The organism is Sphingobacterium siyangense (genome assembly GCF_023277505.1).
Taxonomy (GTDB): domain Bacteria; phylum Bacteroidota; class Bacteroidia; order Sphingobacteriales; family Sphingobacteriaceae; genus Sphingobacterium; species Sphingobacterium siyangense.
Window position 1 is genome coordinate 380,290 of record NZ_CP080574.1, and the last position, 26,304, is coordinate 406,593.

General features: G+C 41.7%; 13 protein-coding genes. All 13 read left to right on the forward strand.

Translation table 11 applies throughout. The annotated features are described in order from the left end of the window. The first annotated feature begins 194 nt into the window (after window positions 1-194). The 13 genes from K2F45_RS01600 (at window position 195) to K2F45_RS01660 (ending at window position 26,301) form a co-directional block, all read left to right on the forward strand. Window positions 195-2,672 (forward strand): tetratricopeptide repeat protein, encoded by a 2,478-nt coding sequence (locus K2F45_RS01600; RefSeq protein ID WP_248932914.1) that lies wholly within the window; start codon window positions 195-197, stop codon window positions 2,670-2,672. Between the two features lie 7 nt (window positions 2,673-2,679). Then, window positions 2,680-4,467 (forward strand): HSP90 family protein, encoded by a 1,788-nt coding sequence (locus tag K2F45_RS01605; protein ID WP_248932915.1) that lies wholly within the window; start codon window positions 2,680-2,682, stop codon window positions 4,465-4,467. 97 nt (window positions 4,468-4,564) lie between these two features. Continuing rightward, window positions 4,565-5,626 carry a hypothetical protein gene (locus K2F45_RS01610; protein ID WP_248932916.1) on the forward strand — a complete coding sequence of 354 codons (1,062 nt, stop codon included), beginning with the start codon at window positions 4,565-4,567 and terminating at the stop codon, window positions 5,624-5,626. A gap of 113 nt (window positions 5,627-5,739) precedes the next feature. Continuing rightward, window positions 5,740-6,213: an LIC11966 family surface protein gene (locus tag K2F45_RS01615; RefSeq protein WP_248932917.1), complete on the forward strand. Its 474-nt coding sequence runs from the start codon at window positions 5,740-5,742 to the stop codon at window positions 6,211-6,213. 333 nt (window positions 6,214-6,546) lie between these two features. Beyond that, window positions 6,547-7,278: a hypothetical protein gene (locus tag K2F45_RS01620; RefSeq protein WP_075990706.1), complete on the forward strand. Its 732-nt coding sequence runs from the start codon at window positions 6,547-6,549 to the stop codon at window positions 7,276-7,278. Between the two features lie 9 nt (window positions 7,279-7,287). Beyond that, window positions 7,288-8,865, forward strand: coding sequence for a signal peptidase I (gene lepB, locus K2F45_RS01625; RefSeq protein ID WP_248932918.1), 1,578 nt, complete (start codon window positions 7,288-7,290; stop codon window positions 8,863-8,865). Window positions 8,866-9,315: 450 nt separating this feature from the next. Beyond that, window positions 9,316-12,393: a SusC/RagA family TonB-linked outer membrane protein gene (locus K2F45_RS01630; protein ID WP_248932919.1), complete on the forward strand. Its 3,078-nt coding sequence runs from the start codon at window positions 9,316-9,318 to the stop codon at window positions 12,391-12,393. A gap of 14 nt (window positions 12,394-12,407) precedes the next feature. Beyond that, on the forward strand, window positions 12,408-14,288 hold the full coding sequence (locus K2F45_RS01635) for a RagB/SusD family nutrient uptake outer membrane protein (protein WP_248932920.1): 1,881 nt from the start codon (window positions 12,408-12,410) through the stop codon (window positions 14,286-14,288). A gap of 162 nt (window positions 14,289-14,450) precedes the next feature. Beyond that, window positions 14,451-16,373: a 7TM diverse intracellular signaling domain-containing protein gene (locus K2F45_RS01640; RefSeq protein ID WP_248932921.1), complete on the forward strand. Its 1,923-nt coding sequence runs from the start codon at window positions 14,451-14,453 to the stop codon at window positions 16,371-16,373. A gap of 9 nt (window positions 16,374-16,382) precedes the next feature. Then, entirely contained in the window at window positions 16,383-19,118 is a 2,736-nt protein-coding gene (locus K2F45_RS01645) for a glycoside hydrolase family 2 TIM barrel-domain containing protein (RefSeq protein WP_248932922.1), read from the forward strand. Between the two features lie 12 nt (window positions 19,119-19,130). Beyond that, window positions 19,131-21,347: a coagulation factor 5/8 type domain-containing protein gene (locus tag K2F45_RS01650; RefSeq protein ID WP_248932923.1), complete on the forward strand. Its 2,217-nt coding sequence runs from the start codon at window positions 19,131-19,133 to the stop codon at window positions 21,345-21,347. A 248-nt stretch (window positions 21,348-21,595) separates the two neighbouring features. Then, on the forward strand, window positions 21,596-24,769 hold the full coding sequence (locus K2F45_RS01655) for a SusC/RagA family TonB-linked outer membrane protein (RefSeq protein WP_248932924.1): 3,174 nt from the start codon (window positions 21,596-21,598) through the stop codon (window positions 24,767-24,769). 11 nt (window positions 24,770-24,780) lie between these two features. After that, window positions 24,781-26,301, forward strand: a complete 1,521-nt coding sequence (locus K2F45_RS01660) for a RagB/SusD family nutrient uptake outer membrane protein (protein WP_248932925.1) — start codon at window positions 24,781-24,783, stop codon at window positions 26,299-26,301. The last annotated feature ends 3 nt before the right edge of the window (window positions 26,302-26,304 follow it).

Below are 26,304 nucleotides of genomic sequence, written 5' to 3' on the forward strand. Positions count from 1 at the left end.
CAATCAATTTGTATTACAATTAATATGTATTGCAATTAAGTTGCAACAAATATAAGGAAAAAGATTTTAAAAGCAATATAGTTGCATTATAATAAACAGAATTGACTTTACGATACAGTGGCAAAGTTTTTGTTGCTTTTTGGCGCCTAAAGAGTATAAAAAGCATGTTTTACAAGTAGTACATACGATGATATATGAAGTTAAGTGAAGAATATTCTATTAAAGTTGCCGCATTGCAATCGGCTGAACATCAATTGACAGTTGACCTTTCGAAGCGCATTACGCCCGATACATGGCTTGATGTCCTGATTTACTTTGAGCACAACTTGGAGCAGTCCAGTGCGGCTGAACTTTATGATGCATTATTTGAAAAAGGAACTGATTTTGCCGCAAACGTATATCTGAACGAAGAGGATTATACCTTTTTTATTGATAAAATACGAACAATATTAGCGCGCTATGCTGCGCTCAATTCTCATGCATGGGTGGAGCTTGGCTTACAGCATATTTTATGTCGCCGACATGTGGTAGAGAAAGAAAAGGCTTCTCTTTATTTGAAGAGAGGCATCGATGCTGGGGTTGAATGGGCAAGACCCCTTTATTTATACTACAATTATTTAGGTTTGCTGGCCGATATCGACCGCGATAACGCCAAGGCCGAACTGGATGCACTCGCTTTGGGCGGAGATCTTTGGGGAATCGCATATGCTGCCCATATCGATGTCTGGACCGATAAATATGAAGAAGTCTTTGACCGTATTCAGCTGCTCAAGCAATCTCCGGAAAGGAAAATACTGCGCCATTATTATGAGGCACTGCAATTTTACTATGCGCGTAAAGAGGACAAGGGCAAACGCCTGCAAACCCTGGAAGAGGGTATTGCGATGACTGAATCTCGTTACTGCAGATTTGTGCTGAATGAAATAAAACGTGCGGAGGCGGCTTCCATAGGTGAACAGGAGCTTCTTGTACCGGAATATCGAGAACTGTTTGAATACGGAATGATGGACGCCGCGGTGCAAATTGCACTTATCAAACTTCAGACACTGGGCAACAACAATCAGGAAAAACAGGATTTCGAAGAACCGCTGTGGTATCTTCAGAAAGCATACGACTATAATAATAATTATGCGGGTTATCGTCTAGCCTGTCTGTATCTCTATCAGGAGGCTGTGCAGGACATCGAAAAGGGACTATCTTTATTGCGTCTGCTCGACGAGAAAGAAGGGTATGTGGAAGCTCAGGTTGAACTCGCTGAAATTCTCCTCGAAGGTAGGTTCCTCCCAAGGGATGAAAAATTAGCCTTTCGGCGCTTCAGCGCAATGGCGGAAAAAAACATTGCTTACGCCAAGTTGCGCATGGGTAATATGGTCGAATCTGGCTATGATGGAGTTGCTCCGGATTACAAAACCGCCTTTGCTTACTATCAGGATGCCGCAACAGATAAATTGCCTCAAGCTTTATATCAGGTTGGTAGGTACCTAAAATATGGTATCCATGGAGAGGAACCAGATTTGGCAGCTGCATTGCCTTACTTCGAGGAAGCGGCAGTATATAATAACGCTACTGCGCTAACGGAAATGGGTTTAGCTGCTGAATTAAAATCCGAACCGGATTATAAATTGGCCTTTGATTATTTCTCGCGTGCGGCAGATCTTGGCTATCCCTATGCCTATTATTTAAAAGGTATTTATTTGGAAAATGATTATCACCAGTCCGGAGCTCCCCAACCGAAAGCAGCTTTTACCGCCTTTGAAACCGGAGCTGGGATGCAGGAGCTAAATAGTATATATGAACTGGCGCGATGTTACCGGGGGGGCATAGGTACGGAGATAAATCTAGACAGGATGATTGCTTTATATCAACAGGCTGCTGAACGAAATCATGTACAGGCTTTGACTGATCTGGGGCTCTGTTATGAGTATGGTTATGGATTGAACCAAGATACATTTAAAGCACAGGAAAACATTAAGAAAGCTGCCGATCTGGGGTTCCCTTATGCAATTTACGTATTGGGACGATACTATTTGACCGGTTTGGTGCAACAGGATGCAGCTCATGGTCTTCAGCTTTTGGAAGAGGCAGCACAAAAAAATGTAGCTGAGGCACTCGTGCTGCTTGGCGACTACTTTTTCTTCGACTATGATCAGCGGGAAGAATACGACAAAGGTTTTGATTACTACATGCGTGCCGAAAAACTTGGCTATCTGACGGAGGGAATTGGCATGTGCTATGAGTTTGGTATCGGCGTGGAAGCACAGCCAGCAAAAGCATTTGGATATTATACACAAGCTGCGGAGCGAGGAAATCAGCAAGCGAGCTACCGATTGGCCCGTTGTTATTATTTTGGAATAGGTACCGAGATCGATAAAGCAGCCGCCTATGGGTATTTTATGGAAGTAGCGCAGCAAGGGAATGTGTATGCCGCTTACTTTGTTGCGGTGCAATTGCTGGAAGGAGATGGCGTACAGATGGACCTTCAAGACGGTGTCGAATGGCTTATGAAGGCCGCCGAAGCCGATCATGCTGACGCACAATATAAACTGGCCAACTGTTATCTCATGGGGGATGGGATAGAAGAAAATGAAGATCTTGCCCTGGAGTGGTTTGAACGGGCGGCAGCCAATGGACATGAAGATGCTATTCGATTGACAAAGAAAACGAGAAAGTAAGAAAAACATGCAAGAAGAAAAATCCTATTCCTTTCAGGTCAATCTGAAAGGAATGATCGCACTGCTCTCAGAACACCTGTATAGCGATCCCAATACATTTATTCGGGAACTGCTTCAAAATGGTGTGGATGCAATTACAGCATTGAAACACTTGGATGAACAGCATCAAGGAAAAATAATGATTGAGCTGCCAAGCACTGGACAACCGAAGTTTCTGTTCAGCGATAATGGTATAGGCCTTAAGGAGACCGATATTCATCAATTTTTGTCGGTTATAGGTGAGAGTTCAAAGAGTAAAGACATTAAGGACGCTCAGGATTTCATTGGTAAGTTTGGTATTGGACTGCTTTCTTGTTTTGTGGTCAGCGATGAGATAATTGTGGAAACAAAATCGGCCCTTGAACAACTGCCTCTACGTTGGACTGCGAGAGCTGAAGGGGACTATAAAATCGAGCGGCTTACTGAAGATATTCCTGTCGGAACACGTGTTATCCTAAGCCCTAAAAAACAATTCAACTATATTTTTGAAGCGGATTATCTTGAGAAAAAAATCAAGTTTTATGGAGATGCGCTGCGAGAAAACATTTCGATTGTAGTTGGAGCTACCGAAAAGATTATTCATAAAGAAGAACCCCAATGGCTTGCTTCATCAGTTTCGAAAGCAGAATTGCTGGCTGTTGGAAAAGAACTCTTTCATGTCAACTTTTTAGATGCAATTCCATTTGAAACGACGGCGGGAAAGGCAAAGGGGGTGTTGTATATTTTACCTTTCCGTACGCAGTTTAGCAGCAAGCAGCGTCACCGTATCTACTTGAAGCGCATGTTTCTCGCTGAAGAAGATCAGTCTATTTTGCCAAATTGGGCTTTTTTTGTCCGGATGCTTATCAACACAGAGGAACTTAGTGCCACCGCCTCACGGGAGTCTTTGATGAAAAATGATCTACTACGGCAGGCGCGAAAAGAAATAGCTGCTGTGCTGAAAACGTACCTGCAACAGGTGAAGAAGATCGATTTCGATATATATATTCGCATTATCCAAACTCACTATCTCCACTTGAAAGCTTTTGCGCTTGAAGATCCGGACTTTCTAGCGATATTTTTGGCAGATATTCCGTTTGAAACCAATCGCGGACAACGAAGCTTTCAAAATATCATTGATCATCAGCAACAGCTCTATTACTGTGCTGATTTTGAAGATTTCAAACAGATTGACCGTATGGCCGATACACAGGGGATGATTCTTGTGAATGCGTCCTACACATTTGATACCGAGTTGCTCCGCAGGATCAAACAAAAATATAGCGATTATAAGATAACAGAGATGTCGCCCAATCAGCTCCTGGAAACGTTTCAGCCGATTCATGAAGATGAGCACAATCACTATGTTTCTTTTCAGAAAGAAGTGCAGCGCATTTTAGACGATTATAGCTGCGTTCTTGAAATTAGACGGTTTAAACCGATTGATACGCCGGCTATTTTTACAAAAATGGAGCAAAATAATGTAGAAAATACGATTAGCCAATTAAAGGAAAATGCAAATCCTTTTGCGCAAGTACTCAAGACATCGAGGCCGAATAAGATCCAGAATACGTTATGTTTAAATGCTGACAATGCGTTGATCAAAACGCTAATGGATATAAAAGATGTCTACATGCTTCGTTCAGTTATGGAAGTGCTTTACGTGCAGGCGCTAATTTTGGGCAAGTACCCTGTCCAGGAGCGGGAAATGAAGGTTATGAACGAGGCCCTGAAAAGCCTCATCGTCATGGGGTTGGATAATTTTGTGAATCTTTAAAGCGGTTGAGTATACTTCTCCGCGTAAGGATTTCCTTGTATTGCATAGAAAATATATTAAAAAGTAAATATACTCAAAAAAAAGAGGGAGTAATTAGATGTACACACTTAAAATTCAGAAACTTCGCAATCAGGTTGCACGAGTAGACAATACCTTGGAAAAGGTTAATCTGTTGACACAGGCTATTCGGATTGCAGATGAAAATCAAGATATTGAATGGGGATATGACCTTCGCTTAGATTTAATCAGCGAAGAGATAGACCTTGCTTTTTCAACCGAGTCATTACCTGCGTTTGCGTGGATATTACAGGCTTACGATGAAAATCCTGAACTCTTTAATGAAGAAGACTTCTTGTGGCAATACAAATGGATGATGTCCGAATTATACGATAATCCTGCTGTCAGCCGTGAGCAGATTGAAGCGGCTTTGCGCGACTTTGAACAACGATTGATCCGCAACGGTTATGGTAAGCGTGCCATATACAATGAGGAGCTGAGTGATGCGCTGGCGCAAAAAGATATTGTCGCCATCGAGCGCGCATTGAAAAACGTAAATGCTATGCAAAGAGATGACATGAGCGATTGTGAAGCCTGTGAAATGGATGCAGAAGTATCAGCAACACTATTACAGGATGGCTATAGCCCAGCAGTCGATAAAGCCTTACCTTTAATTGAAGGCCAGTTTACCTGTTCGCATGTGCCTTTGCGTACAGCAGTGAACCTGGCTTATGAAGGTCTTAAGCAAGGTGATACTGAACAGGCCGATAAAATGGCGCTGCTGGCAGAAAAGGAGGTGTTTAAGAAAGAAAAGGACTCCGCAATTTTGATTTCGGCAATTAAACTAGCAACCTATTTTTCCTATACCAATATTGGTAAAGCGAAGGAATGGATCGAACGATTTTTGCCTTGGGCTGATGGTCCCGACAATCGATCCATGTTTCAGTTGGCCTGCTATATCTGTGAAGCCATGAGGAATTTTGGTCCTGATGAATCTTTTATGCTTGAGCTCGGCAATCAGCATAATTTTTTTCAAGGGAAAAATACCTACACCGCAAGCGAATTGGCTGATCATTATGGGAAACTGGCGGATCAACTCGCAGACCGCTTTGACCAACGTAATGGCAATCACAACTTTCGCAATCAGTTAATGTCCCTTTAGCTTGGAATGGCTGCAGAAATCCCTGATTTCCGTGATGAAATTCAGTTGTTTTGAAGGCTATCTTTGTGTAAATGAGCATTAAATACTGAAATACATCAACAAAATAGATCAATATGATTAAACAATTTATTACGGGCATGATGACCGCAGCGGTTCTGAGCCTGTCAAGTTGTGGTTCGGGAGAAAAAGATCCTGCAGCATACAACAATTCAATTATTACCGTTATAAATAGTAGTGAAAAACATGTGACAGACATGAATGCCGCCATGAATGGCTCCGATTATACGAAAGCCGAACAGGTCCGCGCAGATTGGGAAAAATCTTTGAATGATGATATCAAGAAAGTCGAAGGTCTGGGAGATTTCAAAGGCGATGCGACATTCCAAAAAGCCGTTCTTGATGGCTTAAATGGGTATAAAAAAATCGTTACGGAGGATTATCCGAAATTGATTGAACTCCGAAAAAATAAGACACCTGATGCTGCTAAAGAGTCTGCATTGCTTGAAAATATCAATAAAGCGTTTGAAAATATGAGCAATGGTGTCAATCAAGCATCCACAGCATTTGAAAGTAAATATAAAAGTTAACCTTATTGCATGAGCTATTGGATAAGCCACATCACCGAAAATGATGTGGCTTTGTTTTTTTGAAGTACAGCTGTTGTTTGCTTGAGAAATACGGCTGTATCGACTTGTATTGATAGAGGTCGTTTTTAGGGATCTTAAAATCTTTGCGCAATATTGTAGGAATGCGCCTAGCAGAACAAAATGCTAACAAACGTTAAAACTCCGAAGGCCGAACTTGAATTTCATATTTTTATGTAGTTTTACATGAAGCTTGGACGGAGAGTGCCAAGCATATCATTAATACAATCAAAATAGGTTAGTAGGTTCATAAGCTATTGACAAATACAGACTCCAATGAAAGCCATATCAATTTTAACCGCCGTGATTTTGTCTTCCTGTGTAGGCATCTCGATCACAGCTCACGCACAGGAAGTCGCCAAAAATTTAGACTACTTAGTGCTTATGAATGCAGATACCCTTTATGGGAAAATCTCCTCTGTAAAAGATCAAAAACTCAAATTTGAGAATCAGCAAAAAGAAAAGTTAACGTTTGAGCCAGGCGATATCTATCGTGTATATTGGCAATCCAAAAAGAAAGTTTATGCGCCCTCTTATGTAGAAGATGGACTAGAAGTGGTGCCTGGAACATCTCCAAAGATGTATCGAATTCAGAAGGGGCTCAATCAAAATCCCACTTTCGCAGAAGTACTGGCTGATGGAGAAATTATTGCATATTATGTTTCGGAAACGAAGGTCAGTGGTGGAGCCGGGATAGCTATTGGTGGTGGTGCAGGTACGATGGGAAATATCATGGTCAATAAATATAAACATGCTTATGCATTGAAAAAATCAACTGGCGAGGTCATTGAAATCAATAGCAACCATAATGGGTGGTTTAGTGATGTGAAAAAGAAAAGACCCATTACTTTTGGTAAATTGATCAATGACGAACCGGAGTTGTTTGCTGAGTTTGAAAATGAAAAAAAGTATGATTATGATCTTTTTATTAAATACATCATGCGATATAACGAATTACAAAAATCGAAGAGCTCTCCGGAATCAACAGAGCGATTGTTTATTTATTAAAACGAATTTATGATACTTACCATCTTTATTATATTGACTATAGTCGCAGCCTATGGCTTTTGGTTGCTATTTGAAAAGGCAGGGCGCAAAGGCTGGGAGGGAATTGTGCCAGTCTATAGTCAGTGGATCCAATCGCGTATACTCGGTAAGAAGACCTGGCAGCTTATCCTTTTGCTTGTTCCGATCGTCAATGTTTTTGTTTTTTATAATCTCTACCTTGATTTTATTCATTGTTTTGGAAAAAGAAGATTTTGGGAAAACTGCGCCGCGGTGTTGGTTCCGTTTATCGTACTGCCACTTTGGGGAAGAGATAAAAACGTGCAATTTCTGAATGGGCTATATGCCAAAAATCTGAAAGCAGCGCATGCCGAAGGTCGCGTGGCGACAAAGGAATCTGAACTGGAAATTTCTCATGAATCGTATATAGACTATAAGAAGAAATATCCCTATAAAAAATCGATGGTACGAGAATGGGCGGATGCGATTGTTTTTGCGACTGTCGCTGCAACTTTGATTCGTGGTTTTTTATTGGAGGCATTTATGATTCCTTCGGGGTCTATGCAACAGTCTCTCCTCATTGGAGATTATCTTTTTGTCAGTAAACTAAATTACGGCCCCCGTATTCCAAATACACCTATAGCCTTTCCTTTTGCACATCATACGATGCCATTAGTAGGAGGAAAAGCATTCTCCGAACTCATTAAAATTCCTTACAAACGATTGCCCGGATTTCAAGAAATAAAACGGAATGATGTGATCGTTTTTAATGCACCTGCTGGTGATACCGTTGCTGTTGAAAATCAAGACCTGCCCTATTATGACTTGGTGCGTAGCATGGGACGTGAAGCAGTACATCAACAATTTACAATTCAGACCCGCCCAGTCGATAAACGCGAACATTTAATTAAACGCTGCGTGGGAATGCCTGGGGATAAAATTAGCATGACAGAAGGAGTATTGTTTGTGAACGACAAACCAGGTTTTGTAGCCCCGGAAAGCCAGATGGATTATACCGTGATCACAGATGAGGCAGGTCTGGACGAACAGCGCCTAAGAGATATGGGAATAGAAGTCTCTGCTATTCAGCCCGGCGTTTATGTAATCTTTTTAACGAAAGATCAGGCAGCCATGGTGAAATCCTGGTCTAATGTCAAATCCATGCAAATGAACTTGCGTAAACCTGGGGAAGCCGAAGCAAATACCTTTCCGAACGACCCACAATACAAATGGAATTATGATAATTTCGGCCCCTTTGTTATTCCTCGAAAGGGCATGACTATTACACTGAATGCACAGACATTGCCGCTCTATGAGCGAGCCATACGGGTGTATGAAAATAACCTGTTGGAAAAGAAAACGGATGGGCTTTATATCAATGGAAATCGAACAGATTCCTACACCTTTAAAATGGATTATTATTGGATGATGGGAGATAATAGGCACAACTCGCTCGATGCGAGGGATTGGGGATTTGTTCCTGAGGATCATATTGTCGGAAAAGCATTATTTACCTGGATGAGCTGGAACGCAAATGGCAATGGGCTTTCCAAAATACGGTGGAATAGAATTTTTAAAGGTATCCATTAAAAAAGAAAGGATATTAAAAAGAAAAAGGGGAAATGATTAGAATCATTTCTCCTTTTATTTTTTAGTCATTCTAGAAATGCAGTGAAAAGCCTATCCTTGCGCTGAAAGCATTGATGCCATCGGCATTGTCGTTTAAGCCATGATCATAATGTACTGCCGGCTCGCGAGCGCTAAAAATAATAAGACCAAATGGCGAACAAGAAAAATCAAAAAATATTGCTTGTTGATATACCGTATTAATAATCGCTATTTCCTTTCGATATAACCTGTGTAGATCAATCAGTTAAGGATGTAATTACTTGGGATTTAAGTGTATTATTATTTTTTATAACTACCTAATTTGCAGCGTTTTACACTTTATTTTAGTTGTTTTTTTGATTTGATCGAATTAATTTAGCTTCCATAAATAACCCAATTAACAATTATTTGAACGCTAAATTTCCATAAATTATGGCCAAACAATTAACGCTCCTGATTACAAGTGTACTTGCATGTACCTATATGGCAAATGCACAAAATCGGACAGTCAGTGGTACTGTAGTGGATAGCCAAGGGAAGCCAATTCCACAAGTATCTATCAAACTGAAAAATCGTTCTGGGGGAACGACAACGGATGACCAGGGGAGGTTCTCTATTGCGGTCTTTCCTAAGTCTACGCTTGTATTGTCAAGTGTGGGCTTTCTGAATAAGGAGCAGGACGTCGATGGACAGACAACGTTGAATATAACCATGGACTCGGGCAATACCGAATTGACCGAAGTTGTTGTCATCGGTTATGGAACCGCTTCCCGGAAGGATGTCACGGGCTCCATTGCAAGTGTAAAAGCTGAACAGCTTGAAAACGAGAACCCGCAGAGTGTTGCGGATCTGCTAAAAGGGAATATCGCAGGTCTTAGCGTCTCACAAAATACTTCTGCGAAGGGAGGCGGAGATCTATTGGTGCGTGGTAAAACCACGCTCAGTGCCTCGACTTCACCACTGATCGTATTGGATGGGATCATCTACAATGGTCAGCTTTCTGATATTAACCCCAATGACATACAAACCATAGATGTTCTGAAGGATGCGAGCTCATTGGCTGTTTATGGTGCTAAAGCTGCTACAGGGGTAGTTGCCATTACCACCAAAAAAGGAACAAGCGATAAACCCGTGTTGACGGCGAATACCAACTGGGGATTAGCGACACTAGCGCGTAATCAACGTGTTTACGATGGCCCTGGTTTTCTGAAATGGCGGGCAGATGTGGGAAGAGCTGGTGGTACAAGGCCATCCTATTTCTATGACGATCCGCGTAACCTCCCTTCCGACGTGACATTTGATCAATGGCTTTCTGGGGGAAATAAAGATTTGGATCCAGTAGATATTTGGTTAGATAGGCTTGGTCTAGTGGCGAATGAAAAAGCCAATTATATGGCGGGTAAGACCATAGATTGGTACGATGAGATCTTTAGAACAGGAATTCGTAAGGATCATACGGTAAGTATGAGCGGAAGAAAGGAAGATGTCAATTACTACATGTCGGTTGGGTATAACAAAAATCAAAATCTGATCGAAGGTGGTGAATTCAGTACATTTCGGGCACGATTGAATCTCGAGGGTAAGGTGACGAACTTTCTGCGTATGGGGGCCAATGTGCAATATGCTGATCGCGACGAGGGAGCAATTGAGGCCGACTGGGCACAGTTAACAAATCTATCGCCTTATGGTGATAAATACAATGCGGATGGTACATTAAGAAGGATTCCGACCGATGATAGCGGATTGAATGCCCGTAATCCTTTTCTAAATATGACCTACAATGACCGGATGAACAAGCAGAATACCCTTTTTGCAAGTCTCTTTGCAAAAGTGAACTTGCCTTTTGGTATTACTTATCAGTTCAACTTTAGTCCCGGGATTGATATGTATCGTACCTTCAACCATAACTCCTCAGCAAATCCCAATGTGACTATTGCTGGAGGCTCGGCAAGTCGTGATCAGGAAACGCGTTATAATTGGCAGATCGATAATCTCCTGAAATGGAACCGGAAATTTGCTGAAATCCACAATGTGGATGTAACCCTTTTGGCAAATTCTGAAAAATATCAGACTTGGTGGACGCAGGCGGCCAATCAAGGTTTTGTCCCCGGGGACTATCTTGGCTATCATAATCTGGCCAGTGGTAATCTGCCTACCGTCAATAGCGAGGATAAAGTATATACCGGGGACGCCCTAATGGCTCGGGTTAATTATAGTCTTATGGATCGCTATAATTTGACTTTATCGGTGCGTAGGGACGGGTACTCGGTGTTCGGAGTCAATAGTAAGAGAGCGACTTTTCCGGCTGTAGCTGGAGCCTGGACCTTCTCGGAGGAATCGTTTATGAAAAATCTTTCCTGGCTAAACTTCGGTAAACTTCGACTTTCATATGGTATCAACGGTAACAGGGATCTTCGTAATCCAGATAATGGAACTGTCGATCCTTATGCCGCTTTATCGCAACTGACGGTCAATAAATACCAGACCGTCGACGCCAACGGTACACCGGCTGAGGTCAATACAGTAGTGGTCGGTTCGCGAATGGGAAATGAAAATCTCAAATGGGAGCAAACCACCTCACTCAATGCAGGATTGGATTTTTCAATTTTCAAGGATCGAATCAGCGGCTCAGTAGATGTGTATAGTAAAAGGACAAATGATCTATTGGTTAAACAAACGCTTTCCAGTGTATCAGGCTACCAATTTGTTTATTCCAATTTGGCAGAGGTGAAAAATAAAGGACTCGAAGTCAGTTTGACAAGTCGCAATATTGTCGACGGAAATGTCAAATGGAATTCCAATTTTATTCTCTCCTTGAACCGAAATAAGATTTCACGTCTTGCAACACCAAATAATGACCCTGGCAACGGTTGGTTTATAGGACAGGATATCGATGTCATATGGGATTATAAAGTATTGGGCGTATGGCAGGAAAATGAGATCGAGGAGGCTAAAAAGTATACAAAAGCAAGTATTCGTCCCGGGGATTTTAAATTAGAGGATGTAAACGGTGATTATGTCTATAATGATGAAGACAAGCAATTTATAGGTTACACTTCCCCACGTTTTACTTGGTCCTTACGGAATGAGTTTAACTTATTTAAGAACTTCGACTTTTCATTTCAGTTGATTTCTAATTGGGGTCAGAAAAAACAATTTAATCAGGCGAAGAACAATCCCGGAAGTGTGGGCTTTATGCGTTCAACGTCTTACGTTCAACCGTATTGGACGCCCGAAAATCCGAGCAACGACTATGCGCGCTTAGGAAGCGGCGCGAACGGAACAAGTTTCAATGTGTATTGGAAAAATAGTTTTATACGTCTGAACAATATATCGCTGGCCTACTCTCTGCCGAAAACGGTGTCAGAACGACTTAAAGTAAGAAACCTGAAAGTATATATGAACGTCAACAATGCTGCGGTATATGCACCGGTTTGGAACTATTGGGATCCACAGAACGACGGTCCTACGCCACGATATTATACACTAGGTTTGAATGTATCTCTTTAATTAAAACGAAGAAAATGAAGAAAATAAATATAAAAGTAGCTGCCGTTTTTGCGTCAATCACCTTGTTGGCTGTCCATGGATGCAAAAAGAGCTTTTTGGACTCCGATCAGCTATCGCAGTACTCTCCGGATAATCTAAACAATGTCGATGCTCTTAAAGGTGTATTGAACGCTTTGGGTAAAGCTGCCCGGGGCGAATTTTTTGGTGATGCTGCTCCCATGTTGACCGAATCTATCTTCTCGGATGTTGCTGTGGAAGGAACAACAGACAAGGCAACACCGGCTCAGAACCTTGTTTCGTTGATCACACCAGATGCCAACCTCAATAGTGACGACTTCAATAAAATTGGTTGGTATTGGACCAATTTTTTCGCTGCAGTCCGGTCTGCTAATACGGTGATTAGTAATATCGATCGCCCAACATATAGTTCAGAGGCGCAGAAAAATGAGATTTTGGGTGCTGCTTATTTCTACCGCGCTTATTTTTATTATCGATTGGTGCACGAATTTGGCGATGTACCGCTACAGTTGAAAGATCTTTCGGCTCCGAAATATGATTTTTACTCAACCAAAAGAGAGGTTATCCTGAAAAAGATGAAAGAAGACCTGGAGTTTGCACAGCTTTGGGTTAAAGATGGTGTTAATAAAGGGGAAGTGACAAATGGGGCCGTCAATCACCTATTGACAAAAATAGATCTCGCATTGGGAGACTTTGACGGAGCTATTGCTGCTGCCAGTAGAGTTATTGACGGTGGTAAATACACCCTGATGAAAAACCGCTTTGGTAGTACCGCGGCAGACCAATCTAAAAATGTCGTATGGGATTTACACCGCATGGACAACAAAGCAATCCCTGCAAATAAAGAGGCTTTATTCCTGGTGATTGACAGACAAACGCTGCAAGGCCGTACGGATCTTGGTTCACAGCTGATGCGGAATACCGTCCCAGCTTGGCATTTTGCCAACTTAAAGATCCCACAAGGCGGATTGCAAGCCATTGTGGATGCTGTGAGTGCAGAGATCCCGCTGACACGTATGTATGGTCGTGGCATTGGTCGTTATCGCGGTACTTATTACAGTACCAAAGAAATATGGACAGATCAGACAGATTACCGCCATGCAAAGGGAATGTGGATGGATATGACGGATCTTGTTTACAATAATCCGGCAATCAAAGCTTCAAAAGACCCCGAGATCAGTAAACTTTATGGTCAGCCGATCCAACAGTTTACAAAAGAAAATATCAACAAAGTGTTTACCAATGGTTCTTTGGATACCATTCGTCACTGGTTTGGATGGCCTCATTATAAGGTTTTCATCAATTCAACCAATCAATTCGCCGAGGATCCAAATTGGAATCCACCGCGCGGAACAAACACGGACTGGTATGTCTTCCGTTTGGCCGAAACATACTTGTTGCGTGCAGAAGCCTATGTATGGAAGGGCCAGCAGGCACAGGCTATGGCAGATATCAATGCCGTTCGGGGAAGAGCAAATGCTGTGCTACTGCAAAATGCGGCAAAAGTTACTATCGGTACCGTATTGGATGAAAGGGCAAGAGAACTCTTTTGGGAAGAAGCACGCAAGTCAGAGTTGACTCGTATTGCTTATATTTTTGCACAGACCGGCATTCCAGCTTATAATGGCAAAACATATAGCATGGCTAACTTCTCGCAAAGCAATTTCTTCTACGACCGCATTATTGAAAAAAATTCCTTCTATCGCGATAAGGTTCCTACTGTACAGGGGGTACATTATGAGATTGCTCCATACCATGTGCTGTGGCCTGTACCTGCATCGGCGCAACGGTTTAATACCAACGGGATGATCAATCAGAACCAGGGTTATGCCGGTGCAGAAAACAATGTGCCGCCGCTTGATAAGATTGTTGAGTAGTGGCGATGGTTAGGTCTTAAATGAGCACTATAAGCTTTCTGATAATTTTGTTATTTTGACCTTCTAAAAACCGGATAGGATCCGTATCCAAATACGAATGCCTATCCGGTCATAAATAACCAAAAGAAAGAGGTGAGACGAGCTATGTATACTGTAAAAAGGATGAGAATACGCGTATTTGCGCTATTACTATTGTTATTTCAAATGGGTTTGCTATTTGGTCAAAAGCCTATTGCGCTATTGCCCGGTACAGCCGAACATATTTTTAAGACCACAGAAGTATACTATATCGAAGATAGTACCAATGCCCTTTCATTTGCAGAAATAAGATCACCGGAATACGCAGAACTATTTAAACCCAATGAGCGATACTATCCCAAAAATTTCAACCGATCCTCAACGTATTGGTTTAGGGTGCGAATGTCTTTTGATCAACACATATCCCGTGACCGGATTATCGAACTTTTCGATCAGACTGCCGACATGGTGGAAGCATTTATTCCAAATGGAACGGGCGGTTTTGTCCATTATCAGGCCGGCGCTTCGATCGATTTCGAGAATAGGCAATTTATGCACAAGAATTTTGAATTTCTAATTCCTGCATTGCAGAAAGGTACTTACGAGGCTTATTTTAAGGTACGATCAAGACAGATGGTCAATGTAATTTTGGTCTATCGTACCTTAGATCGTTTTGTTCAATATACGCTGACTGAATATTTTACGTTCGGCCTGTTCTATGGGATGATTATTCTGTTTAGTTTCAATAATTTACTCATGTATTTTGCTGTCAGAGGGCGCCAATACCTGTATTATGTTCTCTATATCTTGTGTGTAGGACTATACGAGATGTCTTCGGATGGTATTGCTTTTCAGTACCTATGGCCCGAAAATCCCTGGTTCAATCAATACGCAACAGCAGTTTTTGTCTGCTGTGTCAGCGTTTTTGCCTTGTTATTTACGAAATCCTTACTGCATGTAAAGCAAAAAGAGCCTAAATTGAATCGTTTGTTGGATTTGGTCATTATTTTGAGAATAGTATTCTTTCTGTACTGCTTAGGTTTTAACCAGAACTGGTTTATCTACAAATTTGTTGAGATCGTTCCATTGTCAGTTGCCTTTTTTTCGGGGATATGGCTTTGGAAGAAAAACTATCGTCCAGCCCGGTATTTCGTGCTTGCTTATACGTTTCTTTTCCTCGGCTTTGTGTTGAAGGTAATCTATGTATTGGGCTATGCGCGTTTCCTGCCCAGTTCGATCGGGCATTATAGCATCACATTTGGCTTTGTCCTGGAGATGACTTTTCTCTCATTCGCAATTCATGATAAAGTTCGGCTCTTGAAAAGCAAGAAAGAGCGGGCGCAAAAGAGAGTTATTGAACAGATGCAGATCAACGAGAAACTCCAGGAGAAGCACAACAGAGATCTTGAACGGAAAGTGCAGGAGCGCACGCTGGAAGTGATACAGAAATCAAAAGAACTACTTGAAAAATCCGAAATTATTAACGATCAGAATCGCGAACTGAAAGAAATGAATAGCCTATTATGGGCTCAGTCGGAAGAAATTGGCCGCATGAACCAGTTGTTGACAAAGGATAATAAAAACCTACAGACCAATATTGAACGGATTACCGATGATCGGGTGCTTTCCAAGGAAATGAATTTTGAAGAATTTGGGGTAAAATATCCAGATAAGGAGACCTGTTATAAGGTCTTGTCCGAGCTGAAATGGAAAAAAGAATACCGTTGTATAAAATGTGGGTACGATAACTATTGTGTCGGTAAAACACCCTATAGCCGAAGGTGCACCAAGTGTACCTATGAAGAATCTGTGTTGAACAATACGATTTTTGAAAATGTACGGATTCCAATTAATAAAGCCTTTTATCTGGTTTATCTCGTCCATTTCCATCAGGGCGACATCTCTTCCTATAAGCTTTCGCAGAAATTGGGCATTCGGCAGAGTACCTGCTGGAATTATGCAAGCAAGGTAAAAGACATCCTGACAACAAGCGGTAAAAAACATAAAAAAAATGAAAAATCAGGTTGGACAAGACTGGTGCTGCAGGCACTGGATCGACCAACATAAATGCTATACATGAATATTATATTTAAACAACTCATCAGCCTAGGCTATATAGCCTGTCTATTTTTCTCTTCGAGCGTACATGCGCAAACCGTACTAGATGGAAGAGTTTCAGTTGATTTCTCGTCAAACTGGAAATTCAGGAAGGAGGAATCTTCCACAGACCGTATAGTTAAACAAAAACAAAGGGAAGAGATTGTTGATCTACCGCATACCTGGAATATAGCCGATGTCATGGACGATACGCCGGGCTATTATCGTGGTGCCACCCAATATCAAAACACCCTCTATTGGAAAACCGTCTGGCAAACTAAACGAATAGTACTTCATGTAGGGGCCGCCAATCAGGAAGCAACCGTGTTTGTCAACGGTAAACAGGTGAAAGCGCATATTGGCGGTTATACGGCTTTCAATGTCGACATTACAGACTATCTCAATCGAAGAGTAAATGGAAAAAATACGATAGTCATTCAGGTCACCAATCGCTTCAACCAGGATATCGCGCCATTAAGTGGCGATTTTACTTTTTTTGGCGGTATTTACAGAAAAGTGTCTTTGCTGCTGTTGGATCAGATCCATTTTGCAGATCCAGTTTACGGAAGTAGTGGTTTGCGCGTAAATACAAAGATTGATTCCTCAGAAAATGCGACGATTAATCTTGACGGAGTTATTCAGAATGCTTCAGCATCACAACAAGCTATTGTGATTGAAACTACGCTTGTGGATGCCGATGGAGTGGCGGTAAAAAAAGTACAGCAGAAAGAAAATCTAAAACCTCATTCACAGCACAATTTCCAATTGAACATAGCTGAAATTGAGCATCCAAAATTGTGGTCGCCAGACTTGCCGTACTTGTATCGTTTGATAACGCGGATTTATAATTCCAAGGGCCGACAGCTGGACCAGCTGGATAATTCCGTTGGTTTCCGCTGGTTTTCATTCAATCCCGAAAAAGGCTTTTTCTTAAACGGGAAACCACTAAAATTAGTAGGAGCCAGCCGGCACCAGGATTTTAAAGGTATGGGCAATGCTGTTCCCGATAGCCTACAAGTACAGGATCTTGTGAAATTAAAAGCGATGGGCGGTAACTTCCTGCGCGTGGCACATTATCCACAGGATCCTGCCGTATTGAAAGCCTGTGACAGCTTGGGCTTGTTGGCATCGGTGGAAATTCCGCTTGTAAATGAGATTACCGAAAGTCCAACTTTTGCAGCTAATAGCTTTCAGATGCAGAAGGAGATGATTAGACAATATTTTAACCATCCGAGTATCATTATCTGGGGTTATATGAACGAAATCTTTCTCCGGCCCCATTTTCCAAAAGATAAGGAACGTCAGGAAAAATATTTTAAATCAGTGGTATCATTGGCGGAAAAACTGGAAGCGCTCACACGAGCCGAAGATACTACACGCTATACGATGATCGCCAATCATGGAAACTTTGATCTCTATCATCGGACGGGGCTGACCAAGGTTCCTATGCTTGTGGGCTGGAATTTGTATCCGGGCTGGTATGGTGGCAAAATTGCAGATTTTGGCAAGCAGTTGGAACATATTCATCAACAGCTGCCCGAGAAACCTTTATTGGTAACTGAATATGGAGCAGATGCCGACTATCGAATACATTCGGATGAACCAGTTCGTTTCGACAAAAGTATTGAATATGCCATTAGGTACCATCAGGGCTATCTCAATGACATCCTACAGAAAGCATTTGTCGCTGGCGGGGTGGCATGGAATTTATCCGATTTTAATTCGGAGACCAGGGAGGAAAGCATGCCACATATCAATACCAAAGGATTGCTGACCTGGGACCGGAAAGCAAAGGATAGCTATTTTCTATACCAAGCTTATCTCAAGAAAGCCCCTTTTGTAAAAATAGGAGGTACTTTTGGAAAAAAATGGGCTTTAAGGGCCGAGCCGGACCGAGCATTGATAGGATCCGGATGGCTAAAGCTGCCCATATTCAGTAATGCTGATTCGGTGGAACTCCTGCTGGATGGTATGTCGTTGGGCGTAAGCAAGCCTGTGGATCGGATGATATTATGGCCTGTAAACCTAAGCCGTGGATCACACGCTGTGAAAGCCCAGGCTTTCCATAACGGAAAATTAAGTTCAGTCGATGAAACTGTAATGGATTGTGAGGTATTGCCCTATGATCTGAAGAAGGATAGTGACTGGCAAGAACTCCGCATCAATGTTGGCGACAATCGAGAATACATAGATTCCTTGGGAAATCGGTGGTTCCCAGACCAGCCTTATGAAAGGGGAAGCTGGGGTTATTTAAAGGGCGAAAAATATCGTCTGAAAAATACAGGGCGTGAAAACCTGGGGACCGATGTAAATATTAGAGGTACAGGAGATGACCCGCTCTTCCAAACACAATTACAGGGACTGGAATCCTACCGATTTGATCTGCCTAATGGCAATTACGAGGTCGAGTTATTTTTAGCCGAATTGGATGGCTCGAATGACAAGGAAAATCTCTTATATGATCTTGAACAGCGAGAGAAGAAACAGGAGCAAAAGGGGATGGATCGCATTTTTGATATTCGCATTGGAGGCCATGCTCTTGCTACGGATTTAAATGTGTTGCGTGAAGTCGGGGCTTTTAGCGTGCTTCGTCGAAAATTTCCAGTGAAAGTGCACAGCGACGGTAACTTGGTGATTTCCTTTATTCCTAAGAAAGGTGAACCGATGCTGAATGCGATCCGACTTAAAAAGATAAACCAGTCAGTCAACCCATAAAAAATGAAATTTATGCAGCCATTTAGAAACTATATCAAGCCTATTATCGCATTGTTGATGATACAACACGCATTTGCAAAAACTAGCTATAAGCTAAGTAAACCAGTCTATGCTGGGGTGCAAGGAACTTCATTAACCGCCGTCGTGACACATCAACCTGATCCAAGCGAGCTCGCGAAAAGTCCAAATGGCCTAAGGAAAACGACCGCGGCAAAAGCCAGGGCGCAAACTGCTGTTGTGAAAGATAAATCCAAGGTAGGTAGTCCCGAAGTCTTCATCCAAAAGGGGCGAATATGCCTTAACTTTAGTAAACGGCTGACCGATAAAGAGATAAAAGGGCCCTTTCTTATCCGACGGAGCCAGGGCAGGTTGGGCGATTATCAAACTATTGCCAAAGTCACACAGCCCAAATTTGTGGATCAAGTGCTCGTAGGTAGTCCATACGACTATTATTATGAGATCCAGACCGTAAAAGGAGAGTTTGTTGCACGTTTGAGTTTAGAACTTCAGCTGTTTGGTGAAAATACATTTGTTTATAGTCCAACAGATAATAAGGCACGTGTCGGCAATGAAATCAATCAGCTCCATGAAAAGATGTTCGGAAAAGAATTTAGTCCCAATCGTTATGCATTGCTTTTCAAATCGGGCGACTACAAGGATGCTGGATTATTGAAGATTCCTTTTTATGTGCAGATTGCTGGATTGGGCAAAGTGCCTTATGATGTTGCGATTTCAAATATACACACGCCGCCCCATCTTGCCGATGGGAACGGGACCTGTACATTCTGGCGTGCTGCTGAGAATCTGTCTGTCATTGGTCCAGAGAGCTATGAGGAAGAGCAAACATTTAAATGGGCGGTTTCCCAAGCGGCCCCGCTGCGTCGTATTTATTCCACACGGGTGGTACGCAATCAATGGGCAAATGGATGGGTTAGTGGTGGTTATACCGCAGACTGCTATTTTGAAGCAGCAGCAGGTTCCAAAAATCAACAGCAGTGGTATACACGAAACTCATTTCTAAACAAAGGAAGAGGGAAGTTTGAAGAAATTAAATACAATTATTGTTTTCAGGGGGTCGATTTTGGACCTTCTGTTGATAAGAATAGCTATCAAAATAATTGGGCAACAGGGGGTAACGTGACAGTCATTCCAACAACACCCGTGATTCGTGAAAAGCCCTTTGTGTTTTTTGATAAAGATGGACGTTATAAGGTGTTTCGGCCAGCGCTAAAGCATAATCATACAGGCGTATCCTATACACGGGACAACATGGGGGCGGGAGATATTATTGATGTGGAGAAGGATTTTTATGTTGTCAAACCCGGCGATACAGCGGCGGAGATGAACCGACAGTTAGGGAATGGCAAGCATTTGCTGATTACACCTGGGATGTATGAGTTATCCGAACCCCTTCATGTCAGCAAGGCCAATACCATCATACTTGGACTTGGGTTAGCCACATTGATACCCGGCTCAGCAAATCCGCATACGGCAATAGACGTTGATGACGTTGCGGGTGTCACTGTTGCCTCATTGATGTTTGATGCACATTATAGTTCGCATAGTTTGATTCAGGTCGGTCAGGAGAAGAGCGGAATAAGACATGACAGTAACCCAACCCTGCTGGCAGATCTATTTCTGCGTATTGGCGGATTTCGGGCCGACAAAGTTCATGTGGACCAATCGGTTATTATCAATAGCAATGATGTGATCGGTGATCACTTTTGGATATGGCGAGCCGATCATGGGGTGAAGGGTAGTGTTGGCTGGGATATTAATACGACACGCAATGGCTTGGTGGTCAATGGAGATTATATGACTATGTATGCCTTGTTCAATGAACATTTTCAGGAGTATCAAACCTATTGGACCGGTAATTATGGCCGCACCTATTTCTTTCAATGTGAAAGCCCTTACGATGCGCCGAATCAAGCGGCCTATCGAAGTGAGCATGGAACGCGTGACGGATATGCGGCCTATAAAGTTGCCGATGCGGTACAGCAACATGAGGCCTATGCTTTTGGGATATATGATGTGCTGGTCAATCCGATTCGCATTGAAAGTTCGGTGGAAGTGCCGGTAAAACCTGGTGTAAGACTCAAACATATCTGTAACAACAGCTTATCCAGTGGTCCCAATCGCGGCTATGGCTATGTGATCAATCAAGTGGGGAAAAGTACCTATAATACCTGGCGTGATAACCGGACGTATGTAGTGGAGTTTCCTTAATGAGAATTTTATTTAGGAATTACACTGCATAGATGGACGAAATGCAATACTTTTTATGGAAAAAGTTTTTGACGTTACAAAAAAATTAAGATTTTTTAACATTTTGAAAATAGCGAAATCGATTGCGTAACAAAACGCAATCGATTGTGTTTTCAAAAGCACTATTTTTAGCAAAATCGAGGTTTTGATATATTGATAAATTGGAAGATTTTAGTGTTGAAAAGAACACTATAAACCAAACCCAATTTATGGAAATGGACATCTACACCAAAAGGAAGTGGACGAGAATAATCCCGCTTCTGTTTAGCCTAATGCTCTTTCAGTTATTTTCTTTTGCACAATCGAAGATAACGGGAAAAGTTTTAAACAATAACCGACCTCTCCCTGGAGCAACGGTTTTTATTAAAAATAATGCAAAATATGTCACCTCAACCAATGGTACAGGAACATTTGAAATCCAGGCTAAATCAGATGATATTCTGGTTGTTAAAAGCGTAGGGTTTGAGACGCAGGAGATAGCCCTAGGAGGGAGGCAAAATGTCTCGGTGAACCTAGTTGAATCAAGTAACGAACTCGGAGAGGCGATTGTGACAGGATATACAACAATCAATCGTAAAAAAAGTACCGGTTCGATTGCCAGCGTCACCAGTAAAGATATTGAGAATCTTCCTGCTGCTAGTATCGACGTGTTGCTTCAAGGAAAGTTACCTGGAGTAAACGTGCAGAACTTTACCGGACAACCTGGAATGAAGACCTCTTTGGTCATTCGCGGGAATACTAATATTCCTCGCTCCAATAATGATTTTGACGCCGACAATTTGACGAGTAACCCATTGTATGTCATTGATGGAATTCCCACATCAGAAGATGAAATCAAAAGTTTTAATGTTACTGGAACCAACTTTCTTGCAAGTCTAAACCCCAATGACATCGAGTCTGTTGACGTTTTGAAGGATGCATCGGCAGCAGCGCTATATGGTTCGCGAGCGAACAACGGTGTTATCTTGATCAAGACAAAGCGTGGTCAGCTGGGGCGCCCCAAATTTAGCCTAAATACCTATCAAGGATATGTGACTAAACCTGCAACAGTTGCTACACTAATCGGTGCGGCCGAAAGAAGGAAGAAACTGGAGTTGATTTATAAGTTTGCGGATGATGCTCAACTTCAAACAATACCCCAGCTATTGACTGATAGTTTGAATCCAGCATTTAATAATAACAATGATTATCAGGATTTATTTTATCAATCTGGGTATGTACAGAACTATGACCTTTCCGTTTCGGGGGCTACTGAGAATTTAAACTATAGGGTCAGTGGCGGGATGTATAATGAAAAAGGGATTGTAAAAAGTACTGGTCTAAAGCGCTACTCTTTTACAAGTAATTTGATTTTTAATATCACCAAACAATTGGAATTTCTGACCAACTTCAAGGCTTCGACCAACAGACGGATGGATGGTAAAGGCAGTACGGAGTTCTTAAAAACCAACAGATACCGCAGTGTTTTTGCTATTAATCCAGTGGATATGCCAACATCATTGCTGGGTATGAGTCAAGACGATATCAACAGTATTGTGAATCCTTATGACTATCAGCGCAACGATAATATCAATGTAGACCTAAGTGGAGTTGGTGAGTTAAGATATACCTTCTTAAAAGATTTTCGTTTAAGCACGCGTAGTATTATCAACTATTCTACAGCAAAAAATGATTTTGCTTCGCCGTCTATATTGAACTCTGATGGTTTAGCCTATGCGAAATCCACCTATACCCAGTACAGAAAATATTTGTTGACAAACTCTTTATTATGGACAAAATCCTTAAATGACGTACATAACTTCACGGCTACGGCAGTTCAGGAATATGAGACGCGTAAAAATGAGGGCTTGTATTTGTTGGGAAAGGATATCCCAAATGACAATATTCAAGTAATTAAAGGTGTGAGTGCTCAAAACCTAAATGGATATTCTGATCAGTCGACCTATGCAAAGTTGTCATTCCTCGGTGCCTTTCATTACGATTATAAAAGTAAATATTTATTAGATGCCGTATGGAGAGCGGATGCTTCCTCAAGATTTGGTAAGAATAACAAATGGGGGTATTTCCCATCTGTAGGTGCTGGATGGATTGTTTCGGAAGAACCTTTTATGGAATCTAAAGAATGGGTAGATGAATTGAAACTTCGTGCTAGCTGGGGACGTACGGGTGATGAAAGTAGCATCGGTGATAATGATCGTTATAATGCGTTTATTGCTGGAGATGGCTCTTATCCTGGTAACTCTGGAAATACCTACGGCGGTGGTACGGCAGTTATTCCAAACTATTCGGGTATAACCAATGATAATATTACCTGGCAAAAATCGGATACTTGGAATGCGGGATTTGATGCATACTTATTAAAAGGCAGACTTACAGTCAATTTTGATACTTATGTTAGAACAACAACAGGGCAAATGTTGCAAATCTGGATACCGGAGTACTCCGGCTACCTGCAAACTTTTACGAATGCTGCAGGGGTGCGGAATTCAGGGATAGAGATTAATATCCAAGGGAAAGTATTTGAAAAAAGTAAAGAATTCCAGTGGATTCCACAATTGAATTTATCATTTAACAAAAACGTTGTTACAGCATTGCCTAATGGTAACCGAGACTTATACTATGATCAAGGCGTGTATGTGGTGGGTAAACCCCTGAACATGTTCTATGGTTACCTTGTGAATGGAGCCATTAGTTCATCCAACGATATCATTGTAAACCCATATACTGGTGCGGTAGGAGCAACAAAATGGGGTACACTGAAGCCGGGTTACCCAAATTGGGTAGATGTGAATGGTGATTACAAAATTTCAGATGCCATTGGTGAAAATGATATGACCTTTTTCGGCGACCCGAACCCGAAAGTGACCGGTGGTTTTATCAATAATTTTACTTATAAAGGTTTCTCTTTACAAGTTTTAACAACTTTCACGTTAGGAAGAGATATTATCAACAGTACTTTTGCGCGACGCATGTCCAATGGTTTCTTTTATGGAAGTCCAATAGAGTTATCTAAAGCATCGATCGGAGATTTAGACAAGTATGATTTTTGGCAGCAAGAAGGCGATATGGCTAGATATCCTGCAGCAAATCCGTATATGGGATTGTATGCTTGGAGAGCTGGTCAATCGATGTTTATGGAGCCAGGATGGTATGTACGCATCAAAAATATCAACTTAGCATATCGTTTCAATAAAGGTCAAAATCCTTGGATGAATCGTTTAGGAATTAATTCACTCAGATTATATGGTACAGTGGATAATGTTCACATGTTCCAAAAATTCTCAGGTGTTGATGCCGAAATGGTTGATGCGAGAGGCTTTGATTATGGTGACGGTTATCCATTGCCATCTAAGTATACTTTAGGTGTTCAATTCGAATTTTAATAGCTAGCAATATGAAGATTTTAAAAATAACATATAAAAAGATAGGAGTAGTCGCGACTCTTTTCTCCGCTATGGTTCTAGGATCATGTAACAAGCAATTGGAGAATAATTTAATTAATGATACCTACGCCGACACTTTTTGGAAGAATGAAAAGGATTTTACGGGTGCCACGCTGGGAATGTACAGTTTATTCCGAAAAGCCATGGTTACGAATCAAGCCTTTTTCGCATGGGGAGATACCCCTGTTGGAATTTTAACCACCAGCTCGGGTACGCTGCATTCGGATATTTATACGAGCGGTAGCTTTAAATTGCCTTATCGAGAAGGGGGGGGGCTTAACTGGACAAACTGGTACCGAGTCATAAATGAAGCTAATTTGATTATCAAGAGAATTCCTGAGATTTCGGAAGATAAATTTTCAGCTGGAACCAAAAACTACCTTCTTGGTGAAGCGTATTTTATGCGTGCACTTTCCTATTTCTACATGACCAGGGTCTGGGGCGATCTGCCGTTACAAGCTGAACCGACAGAAACAGCTGATCAAGCGGTATTGATTGGCCGGACTTCAACCGATGATATTCTCAAATTTATTGTTAGTGATGCGCAGAAAGCCTCAAGTTTATTGACTTGGGAAGGGGTTGATGGGCTTGGTCGTCGTCGGGCAAATAAAGCTGCAGCTTTGGCCTTGTTAACACATGCGACTGCCTGGCAAAATGATTATGCTAAAACGGTAACGTACGCGGATTCCATCATTAATCGCCCAGACCTTTTCGTATTGCAGTCAAAAGGAAATGTCCGAAACGTTTTTAAGGAAGCGAGCGCGAAGGAAAATATATTTGTGTTTACAAATAAAGATGCAGAAAATGAATCTGCTTCTTATCAAGACATGGGGGTGTTTTCAGGAGCAGTGGGTTTTATTACGGTAAGTAGTAGTATATACGTAAATATGCCGTCGTTGGTTCCAGTCTATTATGTGACGAATACAAAGTTAGAGGAAATGTATGGTAAGGAGGAAGATGGTGACACCAGAAGAACGGACTTCTTTAGAAATATCACCAATTCGCAAAATAATTCGCTGATGAAGTATGCTGATATTGTCTACAAAAATGCGGCGACAAACTCGGATCCTAGGGTTGAAAGTAATTTGGTGATTTTTAGATTGGCCGATATGATCTTGCTAAAAGCGGAGGCTTTAAATGCGCTTGGAAAGGATGGTGAAGCGCTAACGGCCGTAAATTCGATCAGAAGCAGAGCCGGTGCCAAAACCATGATTAGCAGCGGTGGTGCAAACCTTAAGCGTGATATATTGAAAGAAAGACAACGTGAATTGATTGGTGAGGGGCATTGTTATTTTGATATTGTTCGAAATGCTTGGAAAACGAAGAATAATAATCTTTTCGTACAGTTGGCTTCCTGGAGTATGGATGCTACACGTATGGAACAAAAAGGTTATTTGTTCCCAATCGAGAACAGCATTTTGAACTCGAACCGATTAATCTCTCAGAATCCTTATTGGATGGGTAAATATTAAGCG